The 21,837-nt window shown below is 69.9% G+C and carries 19 protein-coding genes; 5 read left to right on the forward strand and 14 right to left on the reverse strand.

Translation table 11 applies throughout. From position 1 onward, the window contains the following. Positions 1-13: 13 nt before the first annotated feature. The 5 genes from RI211_RS10920 to RI211_RS10940 all read right to left on the reverse strand — a co-directional run bounded on the left by RI211_RS10920 (position 14) and on the right by RI211_RS10940 (position 4,489). Entirely contained in the window at positions 14-1,783 is a 1,770-nt protein-coding gene (locus tag RI211_RS10920; protein ID WP_259955145.1) for a peptidoglycan D,D-transpeptidase FtsI family protein, read from the reverse strand. A gap of 26 nt (positions 1,784-1,809) precedes the next feature. After that, on the reverse strand, positions 1,810-2,382 hold the full coding sequence (ftsL, locus tag RI211_RS10925; RefSeq protein ID WP_315637554.1) for a cell division protein FtsL: 573 nt from the start codon (positions 2,380-2,382) through the stop codon (positions 1,810-1,812). Continuing rightward, on the reverse strand, positions 2,379-3,317 hold the full coding sequence (gene rsmH, locus RI211_RS10930) for a 16S rRNA (cytosine(1402)-N(4))-methyltransferase RsmH (RefSeq protein ID WP_315637553.1): 939 nt from the start codon (positions 3,315-3,317) through the stop codon (positions 2,379-2,381). Before rsmH ends, ftsL begins: the two co-directional genes overlap by 4 nt. A 103-nt stretch (positions 3,318-3,420) precedes the next feature. Continuing rightward, positions 3,421-3,852 (reverse strand): division/cell wall cluster transcriptional repressor MraZ, encoded by a 432-nt coding sequence (gene mraZ / locus RI211_RS10935; protein ID WP_025105095.1) that lies wholly within the window; start codon positions 3,850-3,852, stop codon positions 3,421-3,423. Positions 3,853-4,114: 262 nt separating this feature from the next. Then, complete coding sequence (locus tag RI211_RS10940) at positions 4,115-4,489, reverse strand: SCO2097 family morphological protein (protein ID WP_187661800.1); 375 nt, start codon at positions 4,487-4,489, stop codon at positions 4,115-4,117. Between the two features lie 162 nt (positions 4,490-4,651). Between RI211_RS10940 and RI211_RS10945 the strand changes: the two genes are divergently transcribed. Continuing rightward, positions 4,652-5,677 carry a polyprenyl synthetase family protein gene (locus RI211_RS10945; protein ID WP_315637766.1) on the forward strand — a complete coding sequence of 342 codons (1,026 nt, stop codon included), beginning with the start codon at positions 4,652-4,654 and terminating at the stop codon, positions 5,675-5,677. 9 nt (positions 5,678-5,686) lie between these two features. Here the strand turns inward: RI211_RS10945 and RI211_RS10950 are convergent, their stop codons facing one another. Then, positions 5,687-6,043, reverse strand: coding sequence for an Rv2175c family DNA-binding protein (locus RI211_RS10950; RefSeq protein ID WP_327036728.1), 357 nt, complete (start codon positions 6,041-6,043; stop codon positions 5,687-5,689). Between the two features lie 129 nt (positions 6,044-6,172). Here RI211_RS10950 and RI211_RS10955 point away from each other — a divergent pair, with 129 nt between their 5' ends. Then, positions 6,173-7,303, forward strand: a complete 1,131-nt coding sequence (locus RI211_RS10955) for a LysM peptidoglycan-binding domain-containing protein (RefSeq protein WP_315637552.1) — start codon at positions 6,173-6,175, stop codon at positions 7,301-7,303. Between the two features lie 76 nt (positions 7,304-7,379). After that, positions 7,380-9,335 carry a Stk1 family PASTA domain-containing Ser/Thr kinase gene (gene pknB, locus RI211_RS10960; protein ID WP_187661803.1) on the forward strand — a complete coding sequence of 652 codons (1,956 nt, stop codon included), beginning with the start codon at positions 7,380-7,382 and terminating at the stop codon, positions 9,333-9,335. Positions 9,336-9,395: 60 nt separating this feature from the next. Here pknB and RI211_RS10965 read toward each other — a convergent pair whose 3' ends face one another. Together RI211_RS10965 and RI211_RS10970 are read right to left on the reverse strand one after the other, a co-directional pair. After that, positions 9,396-10,736 (reverse strand): class II 3-deoxy-7-phosphoheptulonate synthase, encoded by a 1,341-nt coding sequence (locus RI211_RS10965; RefSeq protein ID WP_187661804.1) that lies wholly within the window; start codon positions 10,734-10,736, stop codon positions 9,396-9,398. Between the two features lie 46 nt (positions 10,737-10,782). Then, positions 10,783-11,472: a lysophospholipid acyltransferase family protein gene (locus RI211_RS10970; RefSeq protein WP_187664181.1), complete on the reverse strand. Its 690-nt coding sequence runs from the start codon at positions 11,470-11,472 to the stop codon at positions 10,783-10,785. 151 nt (positions 11,473-11,623) lie between these two features. On the opposite strand from RI211_RS10970, the gene RI211_RS10975 reads away from it, so the two are divergent. After that, positions 11,624-13,456 (forward strand): AMP-dependent synthetase/ligase, encoded by a 1,833-nt coding sequence (locus RI211_RS10975; protein WP_187661805.1) that lies wholly within the window; start codon positions 11,624-11,626, stop codon positions 13,454-13,456. 91 nt (positions 13,457-13,547) lie between these two features. On the opposite strand, the gene def is transcribed toward RI211_RS10975, so the two are convergent. The 3 genes from def to RI211_RS10990 form a co-directional block, all read right to left on the reverse strand. Continuing rightward, entirely contained in the window at positions 13,548-14,039 is a 492-nt protein-coding gene (gene def, locus RI211_RS10980; protein ID WP_025105102.1) for a peptide deformylase, read from the reverse strand. Further along, positions 14,039-15,553, reverse strand: coding sequence for a MinD/ParA family ATP-binding protein (locus tag RI211_RS10985; protein ID WP_315637551.1), 1,515 nt, complete (start codon positions 15,551-15,553; stop codon positions 14,039-14,041). The genes def and RI211_RS10985 overlap by 1 nt, the downstream gene beginning before the upstream one ends. Before the next feature lie 65 nt (positions 15,554-15,618). Continuing rightward, positions 15,619-19,026, reverse strand: a complete 3,408-nt coding sequence (locus tag RI211_RS10990; RefSeq protein ID WP_280564181.1) for a pyruvate carboxylase — start codon at positions 19,024-19,026, stop codon at positions 15,619-15,621. Positions 19,027-19,118: 92 nt separating this feature from the next. Here RI211_RS10990 and RI211_RS10995 point away from each other — a divergent pair, with 92 nt between their 5' ends. Next, positions 19,119-19,931, forward strand: coding sequence for a ParA family protein (locus RI211_RS10995; protein ID WP_315637550.1), 813 nt, complete (start codon positions 19,119-19,121; stop codon positions 19,929-19,931). 68 nt (positions 19,932-19,999) lie between these two features. Here RI211_RS10995 and RI211_RS11000 read toward each other — a convergent pair whose 3' ends face one another. From RI211_RS11000 to RI211_RS11010, 3 genes are all read right to left on the reverse strand, one after another. Then, complete coding sequence (locus RI211_RS11000; protein WP_060921155.1) at positions 20,000-20,545, reverse strand: MerR family transcriptional regulator; 546 nt, start codon at positions 20,543-20,545, stop codon at positions 20,000-20,002. 99 nt (positions 20,546-20,644) lie between these two features. Next, positions 20,645-21,331, reverse strand: a complete 687-nt coding sequence (ftsR, locus tag RI211_RS11005) for a transcriptional regulator FtsR (protein WP_280564186.1) — start codon at positions 21,329-21,331, stop codon at positions 20,645-20,647. Beyond that, positions 21,331-21,813 (reverse strand): FHA domain-containing protein, encoded by a 483-nt coding sequence (locus tag RI211_RS11010; protein ID WP_187661811.1) that lies wholly within the window; start codon positions 21,811-21,813, stop codon positions 21,331-21,333. The genes ftsR and RI211_RS11010 overlap by 1 nt, the downstream gene beginning before the upstream one ends. Positions 21,814-21,837: the final 24 nt, after the last annotated feature.

Consider the following 21,837-nt stretch of genomic DNA (forward strand, 5'->3'; position numbering starts at 1 on the left):
CGGCTCTCGCCGGCTATCCGAACTTGGGGAGGAGCGCGTCCATCGGGACAGAGGACGGCATCACGCGATAGGTCTTCATCACCTGCGTCATCGCCTTCTGGAAGGCGGAAGCGGTGGCCGCGGACGATACAACCTTAGTCGGCTCGTCGAGGGTGACCACGACGACGTACTGCGGGTCGTCGACGGGCGCGAAGCCCACCATGCTCGTGTAGTACACGCCTGCCTTGTAGCCGCCCTTGCCGTCCGAGACCTGCGCGGTACCGGTCTTGCTGGTCACCCGGTATCCGGGAACCTGGATGCGATCGGCGTTCCCGCCCTGCACGGCGACGTTCTCGAGCATGCGGGTCAGATCGGCGGCGGTCTGCTCCTTCACGATCTGCTCGTGCTTCGGCTTCGGCGTCTCCGTGACCGTTCCGTCGGGCGCCGTGCAGGACTCCACCATCGACAGGTCGATCTTCTCCCCGCCGTTGGCGATGGCCTGGTACGCGCCGGCGAGCTGCGGGGCCGTCACCGTGAAGTACTGGCCGAACGTCGTCGTGTAGAGGGACTGGCTGTCCCAGTCGCTCACCGGGTGCAGGATGCCTCCCACTTCGGAGGGGAAGTCCAGGGTCTTCTGCCCGACCCCGAAGCGCTGCAGGTAGTCGTAGCGGACCTCGGGGGCGACCATCGTGCCGAACTTCGACAGCGCCGTGTTGGAGGAGTCGATCAGTCCGCCCGCGAGCGTGTAGTTGTAGGCCGGGTGGCTGAACGCGTCGTTGACCACGGCGCCGTTCGGGAAGGTCTCGCGCGAGGAGGCCGTCACGGTGCTGAGCGGGGTGAGGCCCGCACCCTCCATCGCCGCCGCCGCGGTGATCGCCTTGAACGTCGAACCGGGCTCGAAGTCGCGGTGGAAGATCTGGCTGTAGCGGGTCTCCGGAGTCGAGGAGTCCAGGTCGTTCGGGTCCATGGCCGGCCATTCGGCCGCGGCGCGGATCTTGCCGGTGCCCACCTCGACGACCGTGACGGTTCCGCCCTTCGCGCCCTGCTTCTGGGCCTCCTCGCCGATCATCTGCTGGAGGTACCACTGCAGGTCGCTGTTGATCGTGAGCTGCACGGTGCCGCCGTCGACGGCGTCGGTGACCGACTCGCTCCCCGGGATCACGACGCCGTCCTTGCCCTTGCGATACGTCTTCTCCCCATCGATCGGCGCGAGGCACGATTCCTCGAGCTGCTCGACGCCGGCCTTGGCCTCCCCGGTGTTGTCGAGGAAGCCCAGCACGTTCCCGGCGACCGCGCCGTTGGGATAGACCCGGGTCTCGCGCGGCGTCAGGGCGAGGTACGACCCCAGGCCGAGGTCGCGGAGCGCGATGAACTGCTCGGTGTTGAGCCCCGTCTTCAGGGGTGCGTACTGGCTGTTCGGGTTCTCGGCCAGGGCATCGGAGACGCGTTTGCGGATCTCGTCTCCCGGTACCCCCGTGATCGCGGCGATCTTCTCGGAGGCCTCGGCCCAGGGCAGCGCAGGATCCTTCTCCTCCGTGAGCCTGATGACCTGAGGACTGAGCTGCGCGTCGTAGACCATCACGCTCGACGCGAGGACTGTGCCCTCGGCGTCGACGATGGATCCCCGCTGTCCGGGGATCGTCGAGCCGTCGCCGATGTGCTCGAGGGATTGGTTGACGTGCTCGTCGGCGCTCACTACCTGGATGTCGATCAGGCGGACGACGAACGCCACCAGGATCGAAAGGATGACCGCCAGTGCGACGACGGTGCGTCGCCGCGGTCCGCGCGTGGCTCGTGTCGTCATGGGATCTCTCCGTCGATCGGGGATGGTCAGTGCGTCGTGGGGCTGGGCAGGCCGTCGGTGATGGCGGGCGGCAGGTCCTGCGCGGGCGGTGTACCGCCGGACGCGTCGTCCCCGGCGTTCTCCGCCGGCGGGGTCTCCTCCGTGACGAGGACGTTGCCGACGGCCGCCTTCCCGTTGGGATCGATCGTGGAGACCCCTTCCGCCCCGGCGCCCGTCCCGAAGACGGCGCCGTCGCTGAGACGGAGGTAGGACGGGGCGCCCGCCACGACCATGCCGAGGTCGGCGGCGCTGCTCGCGAGCACCTGCGGGGAACTCAGCCCCGTCAGCTCCTCCTGCAGCGCGTCGGTCCGGAGGTCGAGTTCGCGCTGCTGGGACGTGAGCCCGGCGAGGGTGAACGAGTCCTGGGTGATGGCCAGCGAGAGCCCGACCTGCCCCGCACCGATGGCCAGGGCGCCGCCCAGCGCGACGAGCGCGTAGGCGAGCTTCGGCTTGCGGCGCCGTGCGGGCGCCGTCACCGGTCGCAGGCGCCGCTCGGGCGTCGTCTCCGGAGCGACCGGCTGCAGCGGCAGGATCGGCTTGCGGACTGCGTTCATGCTCATGCGCTCTCCCGCACCTTCTCGGCGGCGCGCAGGCGCACCGGTATCGCACGCGGGTTGCGTGCGCGCTCTTCGTCATCGGCGAGTTCCGCACCCTTGGTGAGGATGCGGAATCGGGGGGCGTGCTCCGGCAGCTCGACCGGCAGCCCGGCGGGCGCCGTCGAGGAGGAGGCGGCCGCGAAGGCCTGCTTGACCAGCCGGTCCTCGAGGGACTGGTACGACATCACGACGATGCGGCCTCCGACCGCGAGTGCGTCCATCGCGGCGGGGATCGCGTCCGCGAGGACGTTCAGCTCGGCGTTGACCTCGATCCGGAGGGCCTGGAACACGCGCTTCGCCGGGTGCCCGGATCGCTGCGCGGCCGCGGGGGTGGCGGCCACGAGGATGTCGACGAGTTCGCCCGATCGCGTGATCGGCTGCTTCTGACGGGCGTCGATGATGAAGCGCGCATACCGTCCGGAGAGCTTCTCCTCTCCGTACCGCTCGAAGATGCGCCGCAGGTTGCCCTCGCTGTAGGTGGCGATGACCTCGGCGGCGGTGATGCCCTTCGTCTGGTCCATCCGCATGTCGAGCGGAGCGTCCTTGGAGTATGCGAAGCCACGTTCGGCCTCATCGAGCTGCAGCGACGAGACACCCAGGTCGAAGAGGATCCCGGCGGCGCCCTGGGCGTGCAGGCCGATCTCGTCGTAGACGGTGTGGACGAGGGTCACCCGATCCCGGAACCGGGCGAGCCGCTCCCCCGCGATCTTGAGCGCGTCGGTGTCACGGTCGAGACCGATCAGACGGATGCCGGGGAACCGCTCGAGCAGCGCCTCCGAGTGCCCGCCCATCCCGAGCGTGGCGTCGACGAGCACGGCGCCGTCCTCCTGGAGGGCAGGTGCGAGGAGCTCGACGCAGCGGTCGAGCAGGACGGGGGTGTGGATGTCGCGGAGGTTCATGATCTCTCTCGGGTCCGACCTTCGGCTCTGATCCCCCTCCGCATCTCGACCCGGCACCGGGGAAGTGTGTCGGGGCGGGAGCGGCGGGGCATCACAGCCGTGGTCAGAACAGTCCCGGAATCACCTCCTGCTCCAGCTCGGCGTAGGACTCCTCGCCGGCGGCGAGGTACGCGTTCCAGCTCTCCGCGTCCCAGATCTCGGCGTGGGCGCCGACTCCGGTCACGATGAGCTCCTTCTGAAGACCCGCGTACTGACGCAGGTGGGCGGGGATGGTGATGCGGTTCTGGCTGTCGGGCATCTCCGCACTGGCACCGGAGAGGAACATGCGCATGAAGTCACGCGCCTGCTTGTTGGCGAGCGGAGCCTGACGGATCCGCTCGTGCATCGCCTCGAACTCGGCCGTGCTGAAGACGTAGAGGCAGCGCTCCTGGCCCCGGGTGACGACGATGCCGCCGCCCAGGTCCTCGCGGAACTTCGCGGGAAGGATGACCCGTCCCTTGTCGTCCAGCTTCGGTGAGTGCGTGCCCAGCAGCATCGGCCATCACCCCCTCTCCGTCCGGCCAACTCGAGGTGCGCCCCACTTTACTCCACTTTCCTCCACATTCCTACGACGAATCCAGGGTATCGTCCCTGTGCTTCCGCGGGCCTCGCCCTACTTCCGCGACATTCCGCGGTGGAGCGAGGTGGAGCGCCAGTGGAGGGCCGGTGGAGCGCCGGTGGGGACCGGATGCCCAGCAGGCACGAAAAAGCCCGGATGCTCAGCATCCGGGCTTCGTGGTGGAGAGGAAGGGAGGAGGTCAGTGGCCGTCCTGGCGCCGATCCCATCGATCGTTCATGCGGTCCATGAAGGAGGAGGAGTCCTGCCGCTTCGGAGCGGTGCGGGTCCGGGGCTCTGCCGGTCCGGACCGTCGGACAGGGGTGACGGCCAGCATGACGCCGCCGAGCATGGCCGCGAAACCGATGACCCCGACGACGATGCCCCAGATGTCTCCGAGGATGACACCGACGACCAGTCCGCCGACGCCGGCCAGCAGGAGCAGAGCACCGTAGACGAGATTGCGATAGCTGAGCGTGCGATCGCCCGACGGCGCGCTCACGACGTCGGCGTCATTGTGCAGGAGATGGCGTTCCATCTCGTCGAGCAGACGTTGCTCCTGTTCGGAGAGTGGCATCTCGTCCCCCTCGGGTATGGTGCCCTCCAGTCTACGCGCGACCGGCGTCCGGGGCTAGCGGTTCGGGCGTCTCATCCTTTACGTATGCTGGGAGTCGTGCCGTCCCCCTCCCCCTCCGTCGCCGACGCCGTGGCCGCGCGACTGGACCTGTTCCTCGACCGCATGCGAGCAGAGTCGGCGGGGTACGGCGACGACGCCGCCGCCTTCCTCGATGCGGCGTCCGACACCCTCTCCGGAGGGAAGAGGCTGCGCGCCCGCTTCTGCCACGCAGGGTGGCGCGCCGTCTCCCGGTTCCGTGACCGTCTCGCCGTCGAGGACGACGCCCTGTGGGACCTCTGCGCGGCGCTGGAGATCTTCCAGTCCGCCGCTCTCGTGCACGACGACCTGATCGACAACTCCGACACCCGCCGGGGCCGTCCCGCGGCGCACCGGGCGCTCGAGGCCTCCCACCGCTCCGCCGGATGGTGGGGCGACGCCGCTGCCTTCGGGCGCGCCGGTTCCGTGCTGCTCGGCGATCTCCTCGTGGCGTGGAGCGACGACCTCCTGGAGTCGGCGCTCGACGGTCACGGCGCGGCACGGACCGTGCGCGCCGAGTACGCGCGCATGCGTCGCGATGTCACGACCGGACAGTTCCTCGACATCGCCGAGGAGTCGGCGTGGAGCGTCAGCGATGACCGCGAGCATGCGGAGCGCGCGCTGCGCGTGGCCTCGCTGAAGTCGGCGCGCTACAGCATCGAGCAGCCGCTCATCCTGGGAGCGAGCCTCGCCGGCGCCGACGCCGGGCAGACCGAGGCGCTGCGCCGCTTCGGGCACCCTCTCGGCCTCGCCTTCCAGTTGCGTGACGACGTGCTCGGCGTGTTCGGCGATGCGGCCGTCACCGGCAAGCCCGCGGGCGACGACCTCCGAGAGGGCAAGCGGACCGTTCTCATCGCGCTCACCAGGGAGAAGCTGGACGCACCCGCCCGGCGCGTGCTCGACGAGATGCTCGGCGACCCCGACCTGACGGCGTCGCAGGTCTCGTTCCTGCAGGAGACGATCGCCGGGACCGGAGCCCTCGAACGGGTCGAGACGATGATCGCCGACTACGCCGGAGAGGCCGATCGCGCGCTCTCCGGAGCCCGGCTCGAGGACGCCGCGGTCGGCGAGCTCCGCGATCTCGGCCGAGCGGCGACCGTGCGCTCCTCCTGAGCGGGTCGCTCAGGCGAGGGTGCGCGCGAGCCGACGGACCTCGCTCTTGTGCCCGGCGAGCAGAGAGGCGATCGGGGAACGCCCGAGGGTCTCGTCCTCGGCGAGCAGCCAGTCGATCAGTTCGTCATCGGAGAAGCCGGCATCCTGCAGGACGATGATCGTCCCGCGCAGGGAGCTCAGCGGCTCGCCGTCCACGATGAACACCGCAGGAACGGCGAAGACGCCGCTGCGCCGCGAGCCGACGAGGTAGTGCTCGTCGATCAGACGACGCACGCGGCCGAGGGGCTCGCCGAGCACCTCGACGAGGTCGGGCATGGTCAGCCACTCGAGGGCGGCGTCAGGGGTTGCAGCGACGTTCTCAGACACGTTGCCACTATCTCACCTCGGCCGCCGACACGCCTATTCATCGCTTCCGTCACATTCGTCACACCTGTCACTTCTGTTGACATCTCTATACATCCGTGTCAGCGTGAAGTGCTCGAAAAGGGGGCTGACGTGATCTTCCAGACAGCCGTGGCCGGCGCCCTCGCCGCCACTCTGACGGCGACACCCGCCGCCGCGCCCGCACCGCCGGTCGCGCCGCACGAACGGCATCGGATCGCTCCGGTGCGCGTCGCACCGACGCAGAACATCCCGCCCTCGCACGTCGTGCAGCCGGGGGACACGGTCGCCGGCATCGCCGGTCGTCACGGACTGCGCACCGCCGACGTCCTCGGCTGGAACGGCCTCACCTGGCGCTCGGTCATCTATCCGGGGCAGACCCTGCATCTGCGCGCCCCGGCCTCGGCACCCGCGCCGGCGCCCACGCCGGTGGCTGCGGCGACGAAGACCCACACGGTCGTGGCGGGCGACACCGTCTTCGGCATCGCCCGGAAGTACGACACCTCGGTCGGCGCGATCCTCGCCGCCAACGGCCTTCCCGACGGCGCCATCATCTACCCGGGACAGAAGATCGTCATATCCGGAGGCGCGGCTTCCGCTTCCCCTCCCGCACGCGCGGCGGCACCCGCGACGCCCCCGCGGACCGGCGGCAGCGCCCATACCGTCGCCGCGGGCGAGACGCTGTTCTCGATCGCTCAGCGGTACGGGACCACCACGCAGTCCCTCTTCGCCTGGAACGGCCTCGGCCCGTCGTCGATCATCTACCCGGGTCAGCGCCTCGCCGTGCAGGCGCCTGCTCCGAAGCCCGCCGCCGAGCCGACCGGACAGCGCAGCGCCACCCTGACGGCCGAGCAGGCTGCCAACGCCGCGCTCATCATCCGCGTGGGCCGCGAACTCGGAGTCTCCGACCGCGGGATCGCCATCGCCCTCGCCACCGGCATGGTGGAGTCGGATCTCCGCAACCTGGACTGGGGGGATCGCGACTCGCTCGGGATCTTCCAGCAGCGCCCGAGCACCGGCTGGGGCACCCCGGCGCAGATCATGGACGCGGAGCGGAGCACGCGAGTCTTCTACGGCGGCACGGGCGACCCGAACGGGCACACCACCCGCGGACTGCTCGACATCGCGGGCTGGGAGTCGCTGCCCTTCACCGACGCGGCGCAGGCCGTGCAGATCTCCGCCTACCCCGATCGCTACGGGCAGTGGGAGGCCCAGGCGTACGCATGGCTCGCCCAGCACGGGTGAGGCCGCCGGAAATCCGGATGACCCGAGGGGTGAGGCGTTCCCGGGGCTTTCAGCCATTCGTCCATAGACTTCTGTCGTGACGACCAATCATCAGGCCGACCCCCTCATCGGGCGGCTTGTCGACGGTCGGTACCGCGTACGTGCGCGGATCGCCCGCGGCGGCATGGCCACGGTCTACGTCGCCACCGACCTCCGCCTGGAGCGCCGCATCGCCTTGAAGGTCATGCACGCGCACCTCAGCGACGACTCCGCGTTCCAGAGCCGGTTCATCCAGGAGGCGCGCGCCGCAGCCCGCCTCGCCGACCCGCACGTGGTCAACGTCTTCGATCAGGGCCAGGACGGCGAACTCGCCTACCTCGTCATGGAGTATCTGCCAGGGATCACTCTGCGTGAGCTCCTCCGAGAGCAGAAGCGCCTCACGGTCGCTCAGACGATCACGATCATGGATGCCGTTCTCGCCGGGCTGTCCGCCGCGCATCGCGCGGGCATCGTCCACCGCGACGTCAAGCCGGAGAACGTCCTGCTCGCGGAGGACGGCCGTATCAAGATCGGCGACTTCGGACTCGCGAGAGCCACCACCGCGAACACCGCCACCGGGCAGCAGCTCCTCGGGACGATCGCGTACCTCGCGCCGGAGCTCGTCACCCGCGGTACCGCCGACGCCCGCAGCGACATCTACGCGCTCGGCATCATGCTCTACGAGATGCTCGTCGGCGAGCAGCCCTACAAGGGCGAGCAGCCGATGCAGATCGCGTTCCAGCACGCCACCGAGTCGGTCCCCCGACCCAGCGTCCGCAATCCGTCGGTGCCCGAGCAGCTCGACGAGCTCGTGCTGTGGGCCACCGAGAAGTCCCCGGACGAGCGTCCGGACGACGCTCAGCAGATGCTGGAGCGCCTGCGGGAGATCGAGCGCGAGATCGGTGTCGCCCCCGCCGTGACCCGGACCACCGGCGCCTCCCGGGATCAGGCCGACTCCGGCGACCTCACCAAGGTCATGCCGGGCACCATGCTCCTGCCGGAACCGGCGACGGCCACCTCCCCCGGGATCGACAACGCCACCATCCTCCGGCGGCGGGCCGCCAAGCGCCGCGCCCGTGGCACCTTCCTCCTCTCCCTCGTCCTCCTGCTCGCCGTCCTCGCCGGCGGCGTGGGCTGGTGGTTCGGCTCCGGTCCCGGCTCGCTGATCGCGGTGCCCGCCGTGGCGGGCCAGACGTACGACGAGGCGGCGGCAGACCTCACGGAAGCCGGCTTCGAACCCGCCCAACGCGACGAGTTCTCCGTCGACGTCGAGAAGGGCATCGTCATCGAGACGGATCCCGGCGAGGGAACCAGGATCGACAAGGGCACCACCGTCGCCGTCGTCGTGTCCGCCGGCCCCGCCTCCCACGACCTCGCCCCTGTGGCCGGACAGCCGGCCGAGGACGTCCGGGCCGCGTTGCAGGCGGCGAACCTCGAGATCACCGACGACGAGGAGTACTTCACCGACGCCGCGGCCGGATCGGTCATCAACGTCCGCATCACTCCCCGTGACGGCGGCGATGCCTTCGGCTGCGATGAGGGCTGCACCGTCCACGAGAAGGACACCGCCACGATCCAGGTGTCGCGCGGGCCGGTGCCCGACGTCACGGACATGACCGTCAAGCAGGCGACCGAGACGCTCACCGGCAAAGGCCTCAAGGTGGCGGAGGAGAACATCTACCGCCCGAGCGATTCCATCGGCAAGGACCGGGTCATCGGGTACGCGGACCGCACCGAGGAAGGATCCTGGCGTCCTGGCGAGACGATCCAGCTGATCGTCTCGCAGGGCCCGCCGCTGTTCGATGTGCCGGATGTCTCCGGGATGACGCGCGACGAGGCCACCGGCGCCTTGCGAGACGCCGGATTCACCTGGAGCTACACGAGCAGCACCGGTCTGCCGGACTCCGTGTGGGACCTCCTCGCGAACGAGAACACGCGCGTGGAGTCGTACAGCCCATCCGAACCGCAGCGGAAGGGCGCGAGCATCACGCTCACCATGAGCTTCGCCGGCTGACGCCGACACGACGAAGGGGCCGGAACATCGTTCCGGCCCCTTCGTGCATCCGCCCGTGGCTCAGCGCTTCTCGAGCTCCTCGGCCACGAGGAACGCCAGCTCCAGGGACTGCATGTGGTTCAGGCGCGGGTCGCACAGGCTCTCGTAGCGGGTCCCCAGGGCCGCCTCGTCGATCTGCTCCGATCCGCCCAGGCACTCGGTGACGTCGTCGCCGGTCAGTTCGACGTGGATGCCGCCGGGGAACGTGCCGACCGCCCGGTGCGCCTCGAAGAAGCCGCGGACCTCGTCGACGACGTCGTCGAAACGACGCGTCTTGTACCCGGTCGGCGTCGTGATGCCGTTGCCGTGCATGGGGTCGGTGACCCAGAGCGGCTGGGCACCCGACTCGCGGACCGCCTCCAGCAGCGGGGGCAGCGCATCGCGGATGCGGCCGGCGCCCATACGCGTGATGAAGGTCAGCCGGCCGGGCTCGCGCTCCGGGTCGAGCTTGTCGATGAGTGCCAGTGCCGTCTCCGGCGTGGTGGTGGGGCCCAGCTTCACGCCGATCGGGTTCCGGATCTTCGAGAAGTAGTCGACGTGCGCGCCGTCGAGCTCGCGGGTGCGCTCCCCGATCCACAGGAAGTGGGCGGAGGTGTTGTACGGGGTGTCCGTCCGCGAGTCGATCCGCGTCATCGGGCGCTCGTAGTCCATGAGCAGACCCTCGTGACCGGTGAAGAACTCGACGCGCTTGAGCTCGTCGAAGTCGGCGCCGGCGGCCTCCATGAACTTGATCGCACGATCGATCTCGGCGGCCATGCGCTCGTACCGCTGGTTCGCCGGGTTCTGCGCGAAGCCCTTGTTCCAGGAGTGCACCTCGCGGAGGTCCGCGAAGCCACCCTGCGTGAACGCCCGGATGAGGTTCAGCGTGGAAGCGGCGGTGTGGTAGCCCTGCAGCAGTCGACCGGGGTCGGCCTGACGGGAGCCCTCGGTGAAGTCGTAGCCGTTCACGATGTCGCCGCGGTACGCCGGCAGGGTGACCTCGCCGCGCGTCTCGGTGTCGCTGGAGCGCGGCTTGGCGAACTGCCCGGCCATGCGCCCCATCTTGACGACCGGCATGGACGCGCCGTAGGTGAGCACGACGGCCATCTGCAGCACCGTCTTGATGCGGTTGCGGATCTGCTCGGCCGTGGCCCCGGCGAAGGTCTCGGCGCAGTCGCCGCCCTGCAGCAGGAAGGCCTCCCCGGAGGCCGCCCTGGCGAGACGGTCGCGGAGGTTGTCGACCTCACCGGCGAAGACCAGCGGCGGAAGGCTCGAGATCTGCCGGGAGACGTCGGCGACGCGGTCGGCGTCTGGCCACTGCGGCTGCTGCTTGATGGGAAGCGAGCGCCAGGCATCAAGGGCGTCGATGTGGTGCGGAAGCATGCGTCCAGCCTAGTGGGCGGCACCACCGCCGAGACGCGCCGGGGGCCTATGTGACGCGTGTCGGAAGACGGTCCTTGACCGTGGACGCGTAGACGTCTTCGTACTCCTGCTGACCGAGGCGCTGGAGGGCCACCATGATCTCGTCCGTGACGGACCGGAGGATGTAGCGGTCGTTCTCCATGCCCGCATAGCGGGAGAAGTCCAGCGGCTCGCCGATGACGATCCCGACCCGCATGACCCGCGGGATACGGCGGCCGATGGGCATGGCGGTGTCGGTGTCGACCATGATGACCGGGATGACCGGGACCTTGGCTTCGAGCGCCATTCGGGCGATGCCGGTGCGGCCGCGATAGAGCTTGCCGTCGGGGCTGCGCGTGCCCTCGGGGTAGATGCCCAGCAGGTCGCCGCCACCGAGCACCTGCAGGCCGGTGTTGAGGGAGGCCTCGGACGCCTTGCCGCCGGAGCGGTCGATGGGGATCTGACCCGTCGCCTTCATGAAGAAGCGGGTGGACCAGCCCTTGAGGCCTCGTCCGGTGAAGTAGTCGCTCTTCGCGAGGAACGACATCGACCGATCGATCACGAGCGGAAGGAAGATCGAGTCCGCGAAGGAGAGGTGGTTGCTGGCGAGGATCGCCGCCCCGGTCGCGGGCACGTTCTTCCGCCCCACGATCCAGGGACGGAACACGGCCTTGACCACGGGGCCGATCACGACGTACTTCATCAGCCAGTAGAACATCGAGGTGAAGTCTAGCGCCGCGACGCGGATCGCCCTCATGTTCCTCGTCGGGCGACCCGCAAAGCGACTGAGTTCCACCCTGACCGCGACCGGGTGCCATGCCCTAGACTCGGACCAACGCCCGTGCCCGACCGGTACCGAAGGAGCTGCCGTGGTCCAGTTTGAAGTCCCCGCGATCGTCCCCGCCGATCCCGACGCGAACGTCGCCGACCTGCTTGCGAAGCGCGTGGAGGCGACTCCCGACCGGGCGCTGTTCTCCGTCCCGCAGGGCGACGGATGGCGCGACATCACCGCCGCCGACTTCGAGACCGCGGTCATCGCGCTCGCGAAGGGGTTCGCCGCTGCCGGCATCCAGCCCGGCGAGAAGGTGGGCTTCCTCGCCCGCACCACGTACGAGTGGAGCCTGGTCGACTTCGCGCTCTTCTATGCCGGTGCCGTGATGGTGCCGATCTACGAGACGAGCTCGCCGTCGCAGATCCAGTGGATCCTCGAGGACTCGGGCGCGATCGCCCTCCTCGTCGAGTCACCGGAGCACTTCGCCCGCGTCGACGAGGTGCGCGGCGACCTTCCGCTCCTCCGAGAGGTCTGGCAGCTGCACCTGGGCGCGATCGACACGCTCACCGCGCAGGGGGCATCCGTCTCGGATGAGGAGATCCAGCGTCGCCGCGGCCTCGCCGTCGGCTCCGACATCGCGACCCTCATCTACACCTCGGGCTCCACCGGACGACCGAAGGGCTGCGTGCTCACCCACAGCAACTTCGTCGAGCTGTCCCGCAACTCCGCCAAGGCGCTCGACGAGGTCGTGCAGACGCCCGGCTCGTCCACGCTGCTGTTCATCACGACCGCGCACGTGTTCGCCCGCTTCATCTCCATCCTCAACGTGCACGCGGGGGTGCGCACCGGCCACCAGCCCGACACGCGTCAGCTGCTCCCTGCCCTCGGCTCGTTCAAGCCCACCTTCCTCCTCGCGGTCCCCCGCGTGTTCGAGAAGGTCTACAACTCCGCCGAGCAGAAGGCCGAGGCGGGCGGCAAGGGCAAGATCTTCCGCGCCGCCGCCGATGTGGCGATCGAGCACTCCCGGCTGCTCGAGGAGGGCAAGAAGATCCCGTTCGGGACGAAGCTCAAGTTCGCGCTCTTCAACAAGCTCGTCTACTCCAAGCTCCGCGAGGCCATGGGCGGCAACGTCGTCTACGCGGTGTCGGGCTCCGCTCCCCTCGGCGCGCGCCTCGGCCACTTCTTCCACAGCCTCGGCGTGGTGATCCTCGAGGGCTACGGCCTGACCGAGACCACGGCGCCCGCGACGGTGAACCTCGCCTCGAAGTCGAAGATCGGCACGGTCGGCCCCGCCCTTCCCGGGGTCGGGGTGCGTCTGGCCGACGACGGCGAGATCGAGGTGCGCGGCATCAACGTCTTCAAGGAGTACTGGAACAACCCGGAGGCCACCGCCGAGGCGTTCAGCGACGGCGGCTGGTTCCACACCGGCGACATCGGCAGCTTCGACGCCGACGGCTTCCTCACGATCACGGGGCGCAAGAAGGAGATCATCGTCACGGCGGGTGGCAAGAACGTCGCTCCGGCCGCACTCGAGGACCCGATCCGCGCGAACCCCATCGTCGGGCAGGTCGTCGTCGTCGGGGACCAGCGCCCGTTCATCTCGGCCCTCGTCACCCTCGACCCCGAGATGCTGCCGACCTGGCTCGCGAACAACGGCCTCGACGAGAAGATGACCCTCGCGGAGGCCTCGACGAACGCGCAGGTCCGTGCCGAGGTGCAGCGTGCGGTGGACGCGGCGAACGAGCGGGTGTCGCGCGCCGAGTCCATCCGCAAGTTCACGATCCTGGACTCGGAGTGGACGGAGGCCTCCGGCCACCTCACCCCCAAGCTGTCGATCAAGCGGAACATCATCATGAACGACTTCGCCGACGAGATCTCCGCAATCTACGACGAGCCGGTCGCCACGACCAACGTCGCCATCGGCGGCTGACCCGCGCGTCGACCCACCTCCTTCTGACCGAACCGGCCCCTTGCGCTCGTGCGCAAGGGGCCGGTTCGTACGTGAAGGGGTGGGTCGGCGGCTAGAACCAGGAACTCTCGCGAACCTCGCGCATCGCGACCTTCCGGGTCTCCGGGTCGAGCCGGGAGAGGAAGAGCGTGCCGTCGAGGTGATCGGTCTCGTGCTGGAGCGCCTGCGCGAGCAGCCCGTCCCCCTCGAGCACCACGGGCTGTCCGTCGAGGTCGATTCCCTCGACCCGGGCCCAGGGATGGCGCTGGGCGTCGTGCCAGAGTCCCGGCACCGACAGGCAGCCCTCGCCCGTCGGCTCGGGCTCGCCGCGGACCTCGGTCAGCACGGGGTTCAGCACGTAGCCGATCTCGCCGTCGACGTTGTAGCTGAAGGCGCGGAGCGCGACGCCGATCTGCGGCGCGGCCACGCCGGCCCGGCCCGGGAGCTCGACGGTCTCCAGGAGATCCGTGACGAGCGCACGCACGCCGTCGTCGATCTCCTCGATGGGTGCGCACACCGTCCGCAGGACCGGGTCGCCGAAGATGCGGATCTCGCGAACCGTCATCAGGCGACCTTCGCCCGGAGGCCCTCGACGAGGAGCGCCGCGAGTTCCCTCGCCGCCTTCCGCGTCTCGGGGAGGAGGTTCGCGAAGACGATCGTCCCGCCCGCCGCGATCTGCGGGTCGTACGGCACCCGTACGACGCTGCGGGCCCGCGTGGCGAAGTGCGCCTGGAGCTCCCCCAGTCGCACGAGCGGCGTCCCGGGCGTGGACTGGTTGAGCACCACGATGGCGTCGCGCGCCTGCTGCGCGTACCCGTTGGACTCCAGCCACGTGAGGGTCTCGGACGCCAGCCGCGCCTCGTCGACGCTGAGTCCGGAGACGATGACGATCTGGTCGGCGAGGTCGAGGGTCGCCGACATCACCGAGTGGACGATCCCCGTGCCGGTGTCGGTGAGGACGAGGGAGTAGTAGTGCGCGGCCACATCGGCCACGTCGCGATAGTCGTCGTCGCTGAAGGCCTCGGCGACACGCGGGTCGGCGTCCGAGGCGAGCACGTCGAGGCGCGTCGCATCCCGTGCCACGATCGCGGAGATGTCGTGGAACCCGCGCACGTCGTCCCGGATGCGGACGAGGTCGCGCACGGACTTGCCATGCTGCGCGCGCTGCACCCGGTCGGCGAGCGTTCCGCGGTCGGGGTTCGCGTCCACGGCGATGACGCGGTCCTCCCTCGCGTCAGCGAGGGCCATGCCGAGGAGCGCGGTGACCGTGGTCTTGCCCACGCCGCCCTTCCGCGAGAGCACCGGCACGAACCGGGCACCGCCGGCGAGCGGGGCGGCGATCCGCGCCGTGAGCTCCTTGCGCTCGCGCGCGCGACGGCCGTCGCCGATGTTCAACCGGCGTCCGGACAGCGTGTAGAGCAGGTGACTCCACCCGCCCTCGGGTTCCGGCTTGGCGACGCGGTGCGGGTCGAGGAGCCGATCGGAGGTGAGGAGATCTGCGGACTCGCGGGCGGACTCGCCCAGCTCCCCCAGACGCTTCGCGGTGAGGGTCACGTCGGTCCGGGGCGCCGGACGTGCGGGCGCGGATGCGACGGGCTTGTCGTCGGCTTCGGGCATCGTGGTCTCCTTCTGCACGGGCGCCTGTGGGGCACGCGCCGGTTTCGCGGCCGGGACCTCCGCACGGTCGGCTCCAGCCTTCGCGAGGAAGCGGGCGGCCGCCTCCTCCTCCGCGACCAGGTCAGCCGCGGGCTCGGCAGCCGGCACGGGCTCCTCCGGCACGGAATCCGCCACCACGGGCTCCTCCACCACGACGGCGTCGATCACGTCGTCGAGTCGCGGAGCATCGAGGACGGGCTTCGGCGCCGCGGGGAGGGAGAGGTCGTCGACGATGAGGTCGATGCCGACCTCCCCGTCCACGACACCGTCGTCGGCGAGGTCGTCATCCTCCTCCGCCGGCAGGGTCACCCGCACCTGCGCGGTTCCGCCGAGGATGCCGATGCCGGCGGTGTCGACGGATGCGGCGTCGTCGAGCACCCCCAGCGGACTGTCCTCGGGGTCGGCGTTGTTCTTCGCGGTCACGTGTCACTCCCAACCTGTGCGGGCCTCGGGATGCGCCCAGGGTGCGCGGCCTCGCCCGCACAAGATTAGTGCGCCGGTCGGATCACGACCAAAAGATCGCCCGCGTCCACCTGCTGCGTCTCGGAGATGGCGTGCCGCTCCACGACCCCGTCCACGGGGGCGGTGATGGCGGCCTCCATCTTCATCGCCTCGATCGACGCGACCGGCTCGCCCGCGCGCACCGTCGCTCCCACCTCGGCCTTGAGGGTGACCACGCCGGAGAACGGCGCCGCCACCTGGCCGGGGACGGACGTGTCGGCTTTCTCGACCTCGTGCGCATCGACCGAGATGGAGCGGTCCCGCACGAACACCGGGCGGAGCTGACCGTTCAGCGTGGTCATCACCGTCCGCATGCCCTTGTCGTCGGCCTCGCCGATCGCCTCGAGCCCGACGTAGAGCTGGACGCCGCGATCGATCTCGATGAGGTGCTCCTGGCCGGGGACCAGCCCGTACAGGTAGTCGCCGGTGTCCAGCACGGACAGGTCGCCGTACTGCTCCCGTCGTTCGGCGAACTCGGCCGCCGGAGCCGGGAAGAGCAGAGTGTTCAGGCGGGAGCGTCGTTGCGCGCTCGTCCCCGCCAGCTCGGCCTCGTCCTGGTCGGTGAGAGCCGTGAGCCCGGTCCGCACGGAACGACCGGCGAGCACCTTGGACCGGAACGGCTCGGGCCAGCCTCCGGGGAGGTCGCCGAGCTCACCCGCCATGAAGCCGACCACGGAGTCGGGCACGTCGTACTTCTCCGGGTTCGCCTCGAAGTCCGCAGGGTCGGCCTTCACGGCGGCGAGATGCAGGGCGAGATCGCCCACCACCTTCGACGACGGGGTGACCTTCGGCACGCGTCCGAGGATGCGGTCGGCCGCGGCGTACATGTCCTCGATGAGCTCGAAGTCGTCGGCGAGCCCGAGGGCCTTGGCCTGCTGTCGGAGGTTCGACAGCTGCCCGCCCGGAATCTCGTGGTGGTACACGCGGCCGGTGGGCCCCGGGAGCCCGGACTCGAACGGCGCGTACTGGCGACGCACCGCCTCCCAGTAGGGCTCCAGATCCGAGACGGCCGCGAGCGAGATCCCGCTGTCCCGCTCCGTGTGGGCGAGGGCGGCGACGAGTGACGACAGCGACGGCTGACTGGTCGTGCCCGACAGCGGCGCCGAGGCGGCGTCCACCGCATCCACGCCGGCGGCGCTGGCGGCGAGCAGGGTCGCGAGCTGCCCGCCGGGGGTGTCATGGGTGTGCAGGTGCACGGGCAGGTCGAAGCGCTCACGGAGCGCCGAGACGAGCTTCGCGGCCGCGGCGGGGCGGAGCAGGCCCGCCATGTCCTTGATCGCGAGGATGTGCGCGCCGGCCGCGACGATCTGATCCGCCAGCTTCAGGTAGTAGTCGAGGGTGTAGAGCTCCTCTGCCGGGTCCAGCAGGTCTCCGGTGTAGCAGAGCGCCACCTCGGCGACGGCGGTCCCCGTGGCGCGGACCGCCTCGATCGCCGGCCGCATCTGCTCCACGTCGTTCAGCGCGTCGAAGATCCGGAAGATGTCGACGCCGCTTGCCGCCGCCTCCGCCACGAAGGCCTCGGTCACCGCGGTCGGGTACGGCGTGTAGCCGACCGTGTTCCGGCCGCGCAGGAGCATCTGGATGGCGACGTTCGGGAGGGCGGCACGCAGCTTGTCGAGCCGCTCCCACGGGTCCTCGCCGAGGAAGCGCAGCGCGACATCGTACGTGGCGCCGCCCCAGGCCTCGACCGACAGCAGCTCCGGGGTGAGACGGGCGAGGTACGGGGCGGCGGCGACGAGGTCCTTCGTGCGGACCCTGGTCGCGAGCAGCGACTGGTGCGCGTCGCGGAAGGTCGTGTCGGTGATCGCGAGGGCGGTCTGCGCGCGGAGGCCGCGGGCGAACTCCTCGGGGCCCACCTCGAGCAGCCGCTGCCGGGAGCCGGGCGCCGGTTCCGTGCTGAGGTCGATCGGCGGGAGCTTGGTCGCGGGGTCGATGACGCCGGGGTGCGCGCCGTGCGGCTTGTTCACCGTCACGTCCACGAGCCAGTTGAGGATCTTCGTGCCGCGGTCCTTCGAGGCGCGACCGCGGAGCAACTCCGGGCGCTCGTCGATGAAGGACGTGCTGACGTCGCCGCGGATGAAGGCCTCGTCATCGAGCAGCGCCTGGAGGAAGGGGATGTTCGTGGAGACGCCGCGGATGCGGAACTCGGCGAGGGCACGGCGCGCGCGGGCCACGGCGGCCGGGAAGTCGCGGCCGCGGCAGGTCAGCTTCGCGAGCATCGAGTCGAAGTGCGGGCTGATCTGGGCACCCTGGTGCACGGTGCCGCCGTCGAGCCGGATCCCGGCACCGCCGGGCGAGCGGTAGGTGGTGATCTTCCCGGTGTCGGGACGGAAGCCCTGCGTCGGGTCCTCCGTGGTGATGCGGCACTGCAGCGCGGCACCCCGCAGGTGCAGGTTCTCCTGCTGCAACCCGAGATCGGCGAGGGTCTGCCCCGCGGCGATGCGCATCTGGCTCTGCACGAGATCGACGTCGGTGACCTCCTCGGTCACCGTGTGCTCGACCTGGATGCGGGGGTTCATCTCGATGAAGACGACCTCTCCCGCGCGCTCCCCCGCCGTCTCCAGCAGGAACTCGACGGTGCCGGCGTTCTCGTAGCCGATGGAGCGGGCGAAGGCGACGGCATATCCGTGCAGGGCCCGGCGCACGTCGTCATCGAGGTTGGGGGCGGGAGCGATCTCGACGACCTTCTGATGCCGCCGCTGCACGGAGCAATCCCGCTCGAACAGGTGCACCGTCTCACCGGTCTTGTCCGCGAGGATCTGCACCTCGATGTGCCGCGGGCGCACGACGGCCTGCTCCAGGAACATCCGGGGGTCGCCGAAGGCGCTGCCGGCCTCCCGCATCGCCTCGGCGAGGGCCGGTCCGAGGTCGCCGAGCGTCTCGACGCGTCGCATGCCGCGGCCGCCACCACCGGCGACGGCCTTGGCGAAGAGGGGGAAGCCGATCTCCTCCGCCTGGGCGACGAGCGCGTCGACGTCGTCGGAGGCCTCGGTCGAGCGGAGCACGGGGACGCCCGCCTCGACCGCGTGCCGCTTGGCCTCGACCTTGTTGCCGGCCATCTCCAGCACCTTCGCGGGAGGACCGATGAAGACGATGCCGTGGGCGGCGGCCTTCTCCGCGAGCTCCGGGTTCTCCGAGAGGAAGCCGTAGCCGGGGTAGATCGCGTCGGCACCCGACTCGGTGGCCACGCGGATGATCTCGTCGACGTCCAGGTAGGCGCGGACGGGATGGCCCCGCTCGCCGATCTCGTACGCCTCGTCGGCCTTGAGCCGGTGGACCGAGCCGCGGTCCTCGTGCGGGAAGACGGCGACGGTGCGCGCCCCCACCTCCACGGCCGCTCGGAATGCCCGGATCGCGATCTCGCCACGATTCGCCACAAGGATCTTCTGGAACATGCACACCTCTGAGAGCTCGATGCACGGCCGAGGCACGCACATGGGGCGGGGCTGAGTGTTCCCCCAGCCTAGGGGAAGGTAACGTGGAGTCCGTGCACGTACTCAGCGTCAGCTCTCTCAAGGGGGGCGTCGGCAAGACGACCGTGACACTCGGGCTGGCCTCCGCGGCTTTCGCCCGGGGTGTCCGGACGCTCGTCGTCGACCTCGACCCGCAGTCCGACGTCTCCACCGGGATGGACATCCAGGTCGCGGGACGACTCAACATCGCCGATGTGCTGGCGAACCCGAAGGAGAAGACCGTCCGCCAGGCGATCACCTCCAGCGGCTGGGCGAAGGTCCACCCCGGCACGATCGACGTGCTGATCGGAAGCCCGTCCGCCATCAACTTCGACGGCCCGCACCCGAGCGTCCGCGATGTGTGGAAGCTCGAGGAGGCGCTCGCAGCGGTCGAGGCGGACTACGACCTCGTGCTCATCGACTGCGCGCCGTCGCTGAACGCCCTCACCCGCACCGCGTGGGCCGCGAGCGACCGCGTCATGGTCGTCACCGAGCCCGGCCTCTTCTCCGTGGCCGCCGCGGACCGTGCCCTGCGCGCGATCGAGGAGATCCGCCGCGGTCTCTCACCGCGCCTCCAGCCGCTGGGCATCGTGGTCAACCGCGTGCGCCCGCAGTCGATCGAGCACCAGTTCCGCATCAAGGAGCTGCGAGACATGTTCGGCCCCCTCGTGCTCTCGCCGCAGCTTCCGGAGCGCACCTCGCTGCAGCAGGCGCAGGGCGCCGCGAAGCCGCTGCACATCTGGCCCGGCGACTCCGCTCAGGAGCTCGCCGCGGACTTCGACCAGCTCCTCGACCGCATCGTCCGCACGGGTCGCGTCCCCGTTCCGGAGAACGGACCGCAGAGCTGACACCGCGGAACGACGAAACGGCCATCCTCTTCGAGGGTGGCCGTTCTTCGTGAAGCGGGGAGGGAGCGTCAGGCGGAGCGCTTGGCGCGACGGGCGGAGAGCTCGTCGACGGGGTCCGGCGCGGAGGCATCGAAGGCGACGAGCGTCGACTCCACCTCGCGCAGCACCTTGCCGACCGCGATCCCGAAGACGCCCTGACCGCGGCTGACCAGGTCGATCACCTCGTCGTTCGAGGTGCAGAGGTAGACGGACGCGCCATCGCTCATGAGGGTCGTCCCCGCGAGATCGCGGATGCCGGCGCGACGGAGCTCGTCCACCGCGGTGCGGATCTGCTGCAGGGAGATGCCCGTGTCGAGCAGGCTCTTGACGAGCTTCAGGACGAGGATGTCGCGGAAGCCGTAGAGACGCTGCGAGCCGGAGCCGTTCGCGCCGCGCACCGTGGGCTCGACGAGCTCGGTGCGGGCCCAGTAGTCCAGCTGGCGGTAGGTGATGCCGGCCGCACGGGCTGCCACGGCGCCGCGATAGCCGACCTCGTCGTCCATCGCGGGCAGACCGTCGGTGAAGAGGAGTTCGGTCACGAACCGCGGGTCGCCTGCGAGCTCATCCGCATTCATCTGAAATCCTCCCTGGAACGGTTATCTCCACGGTAGAGCAGGGTCCCGGCACCGGCAACGACATCCGTGCGACGCCGAAGGTGTGTCGCAATCAGTTCGTTACGAAAGGATCCGCGTGAGCGCATCCTTCACGAACAACGTCCGGACGTCGTCGATGCGCGTGGCCAGCTCCGGTGCGAGTTCGTTGGCGCGCGCCCGCGAGGTGGCGTCGGTGCGACGCAGCAGCGTGGACAGCGCCGACTCGATGAGCGAGACCTCCCGCTCCGCGCCCTGCCGCAGGGAACGGAGATGACGCGGCTCGATACCGTGCCGGTCGAGGGCCACGAGCCCGCGGAGCAGCGCGACCGTGGACTCCGAATAGGTCTCCTGTGCGGTGATGACCCCGGTGCTGATCGCGTCGTTGAGGAGCTGCGGTCCGGCGCCGGCAGCGGCCAGGAGCTCGTCGCGACGATAGCGCCGCGGCGCCGGGGCGATCGAGGGCGGCGGGGCGAGCGCGGCCGTCTCGCCCGAGGCCTCCGCCTCGTCGAGCTGCTCGCGGATCACACTGAGGGGAAGGTAGTGATCCCGCTGCAGGGTCAGTCCCAGACGGAGGCGCTCGATGTCCGAGGAGGAGAACTTCCGGTAGCCGGACTCGGTGCGGGAGGGACGCACGATGCCCTGCACCTCGAGGAACCGCAGCTTGCTGGAGGTCAGGTCGGGGAACTCCGGGGTGAGACGTGCGAGCACCTGACCGATACTCAGCAGGCCCGCGGACGCCGAGCGTTCGCGGGCGGGAGTTGCCGCCATCAGGCGTTCGCCGCGCGGTCGAGCGGGGACGCGAAGAAGTTCAGACGGAACTTGCCGACGCGCAGCTCGGAGCCGTCCGCCAGGGGGCTGCGGTCCACGCGCTCGCCGTTCACGTAGGTGCCGTTGAGGGAGCGCTGATCGATGATCTCGAACGTCGTCCCGTTGCGGGTGATCTCCGCGTGACGGCGGGACACCGTGACGTCGTCGAAGAAGATGTCGGCCTCCGGGTGACGACCGACCGTGGTCACGTCGGTGTCGAGGAGGTACCGCGCACCGGCGAGCGCACCGGAACGGACGAGCAGCAGAGCCGAGCCCGAGGGCAGCGCCGCGATGGCCGACTGCTCGACATCGGTCAACTCCACGCCGAACGGCACGAACGACAGATCGGAATCGTGTCCGAACGTCTGCGTCACGTCGTGTCTCGGCTCGCCGGAGCGATGGATGGCGGCTTCACCGGCCGGTCGGCTGTCGCTGTCTGTCACTGTGCCCTCCTGGCTGTCCAGACT

Source organism: Microbacterium meiriae, from assembly GCF_032364335.1.
GTDB classification, from domain to species: Bacteria; Actinomycetota; Actinomycetes; order Actinomycetales; family Microbacteriaceae; genus Microbacterium; species Microbacterium meiriae.

Excerpts from the sequence above, each read along its gene's own strand:
- RI211_RS10920 (WP_259955145.1), bottom strand. The coding sequence starts at position 1,783 with ATGACGACACGAGCCACGCGCGGACCGCGGCGACGCACCGTCGTCGCA.
- ftsL (WP_315637554.1), bottom strand. The coding sequence starts at position 2,382 with ATGAGCATGAACGCAGTCCGCAAGCCGATCCTGCCGCTGCAGCCGGTC.
- rsmH (WP_315637553.1), bottom strand. The coding sequence starts at position 3,317 with ATGAACCTCCGCGACATCCACACCCCCGTCCTGCTCGACCGCTGCGTC.
- mraZ (WP_025105095.1), bottom strand. The coding sequence starts at position 3,852 with ATGCTGCTGGGCACGCACTCACCGAAGCTGGACGACAAGGGACGGGTC.
- RI211_RS10940 (WP_187661800.1), bottom strand. The coding sequence starts at position 4,489 with ATGCCACTCTCCGAACAGGAGCAACGTCTGCTCGACGAGATGGAACGC.
- RI211_RS10945 (WP_315637766.1), top strand. The coding sequence starts at position 4,652 with ATGCGAGCAGAGTCGGCGGGGTACGGCGACGACGCCGCCGCCTTCCTC.
- RI211_RS10965 (WP_187661804.1), bottom strand. The coding sequence starts at position 10,736 with ATGCTTCCGCACCACATCGACGCCCTTGATGCCTGGCGCTCGCTTCCC.
- RI211_RS10970 (WP_187664181.1), bottom strand. The coding sequence starts at position 11,472 with ATGTTCTACTGGCTGATGAAGTACGTCGTGATCGGCCCCGTGGTCAAG.
- def (WP_025105102.1), bottom strand. The coding sequence starts at position 14,039 with ATGACGGTTCGCGAGATCCGCATCTTCGGCGACCCGGTCCTGCGGACG.
- RI211_RS10990 (WP_280564181.1), bottom strand. The coding sequence starts at position 19,026 with ATGTTCCAGAAGATCCTTGTGGCGAATCGTGGCGAGATCGCGATCCGG.
- RI211_RS11000 (WP_060921155.1), bottom strand. The coding sequence starts at position 20,545 with ATGAATGCGGATGAGCTCGCAGGCGACCCGCGGTTCGTGACCGAACTC.
- ftsR (WP_280564186.1), bottom strand. The coding sequence starts at position 21,331 with ATGGCGGCAACTCCCGCCCGCGAACGCTCGGCGTCCGCGGGCCTGCTG.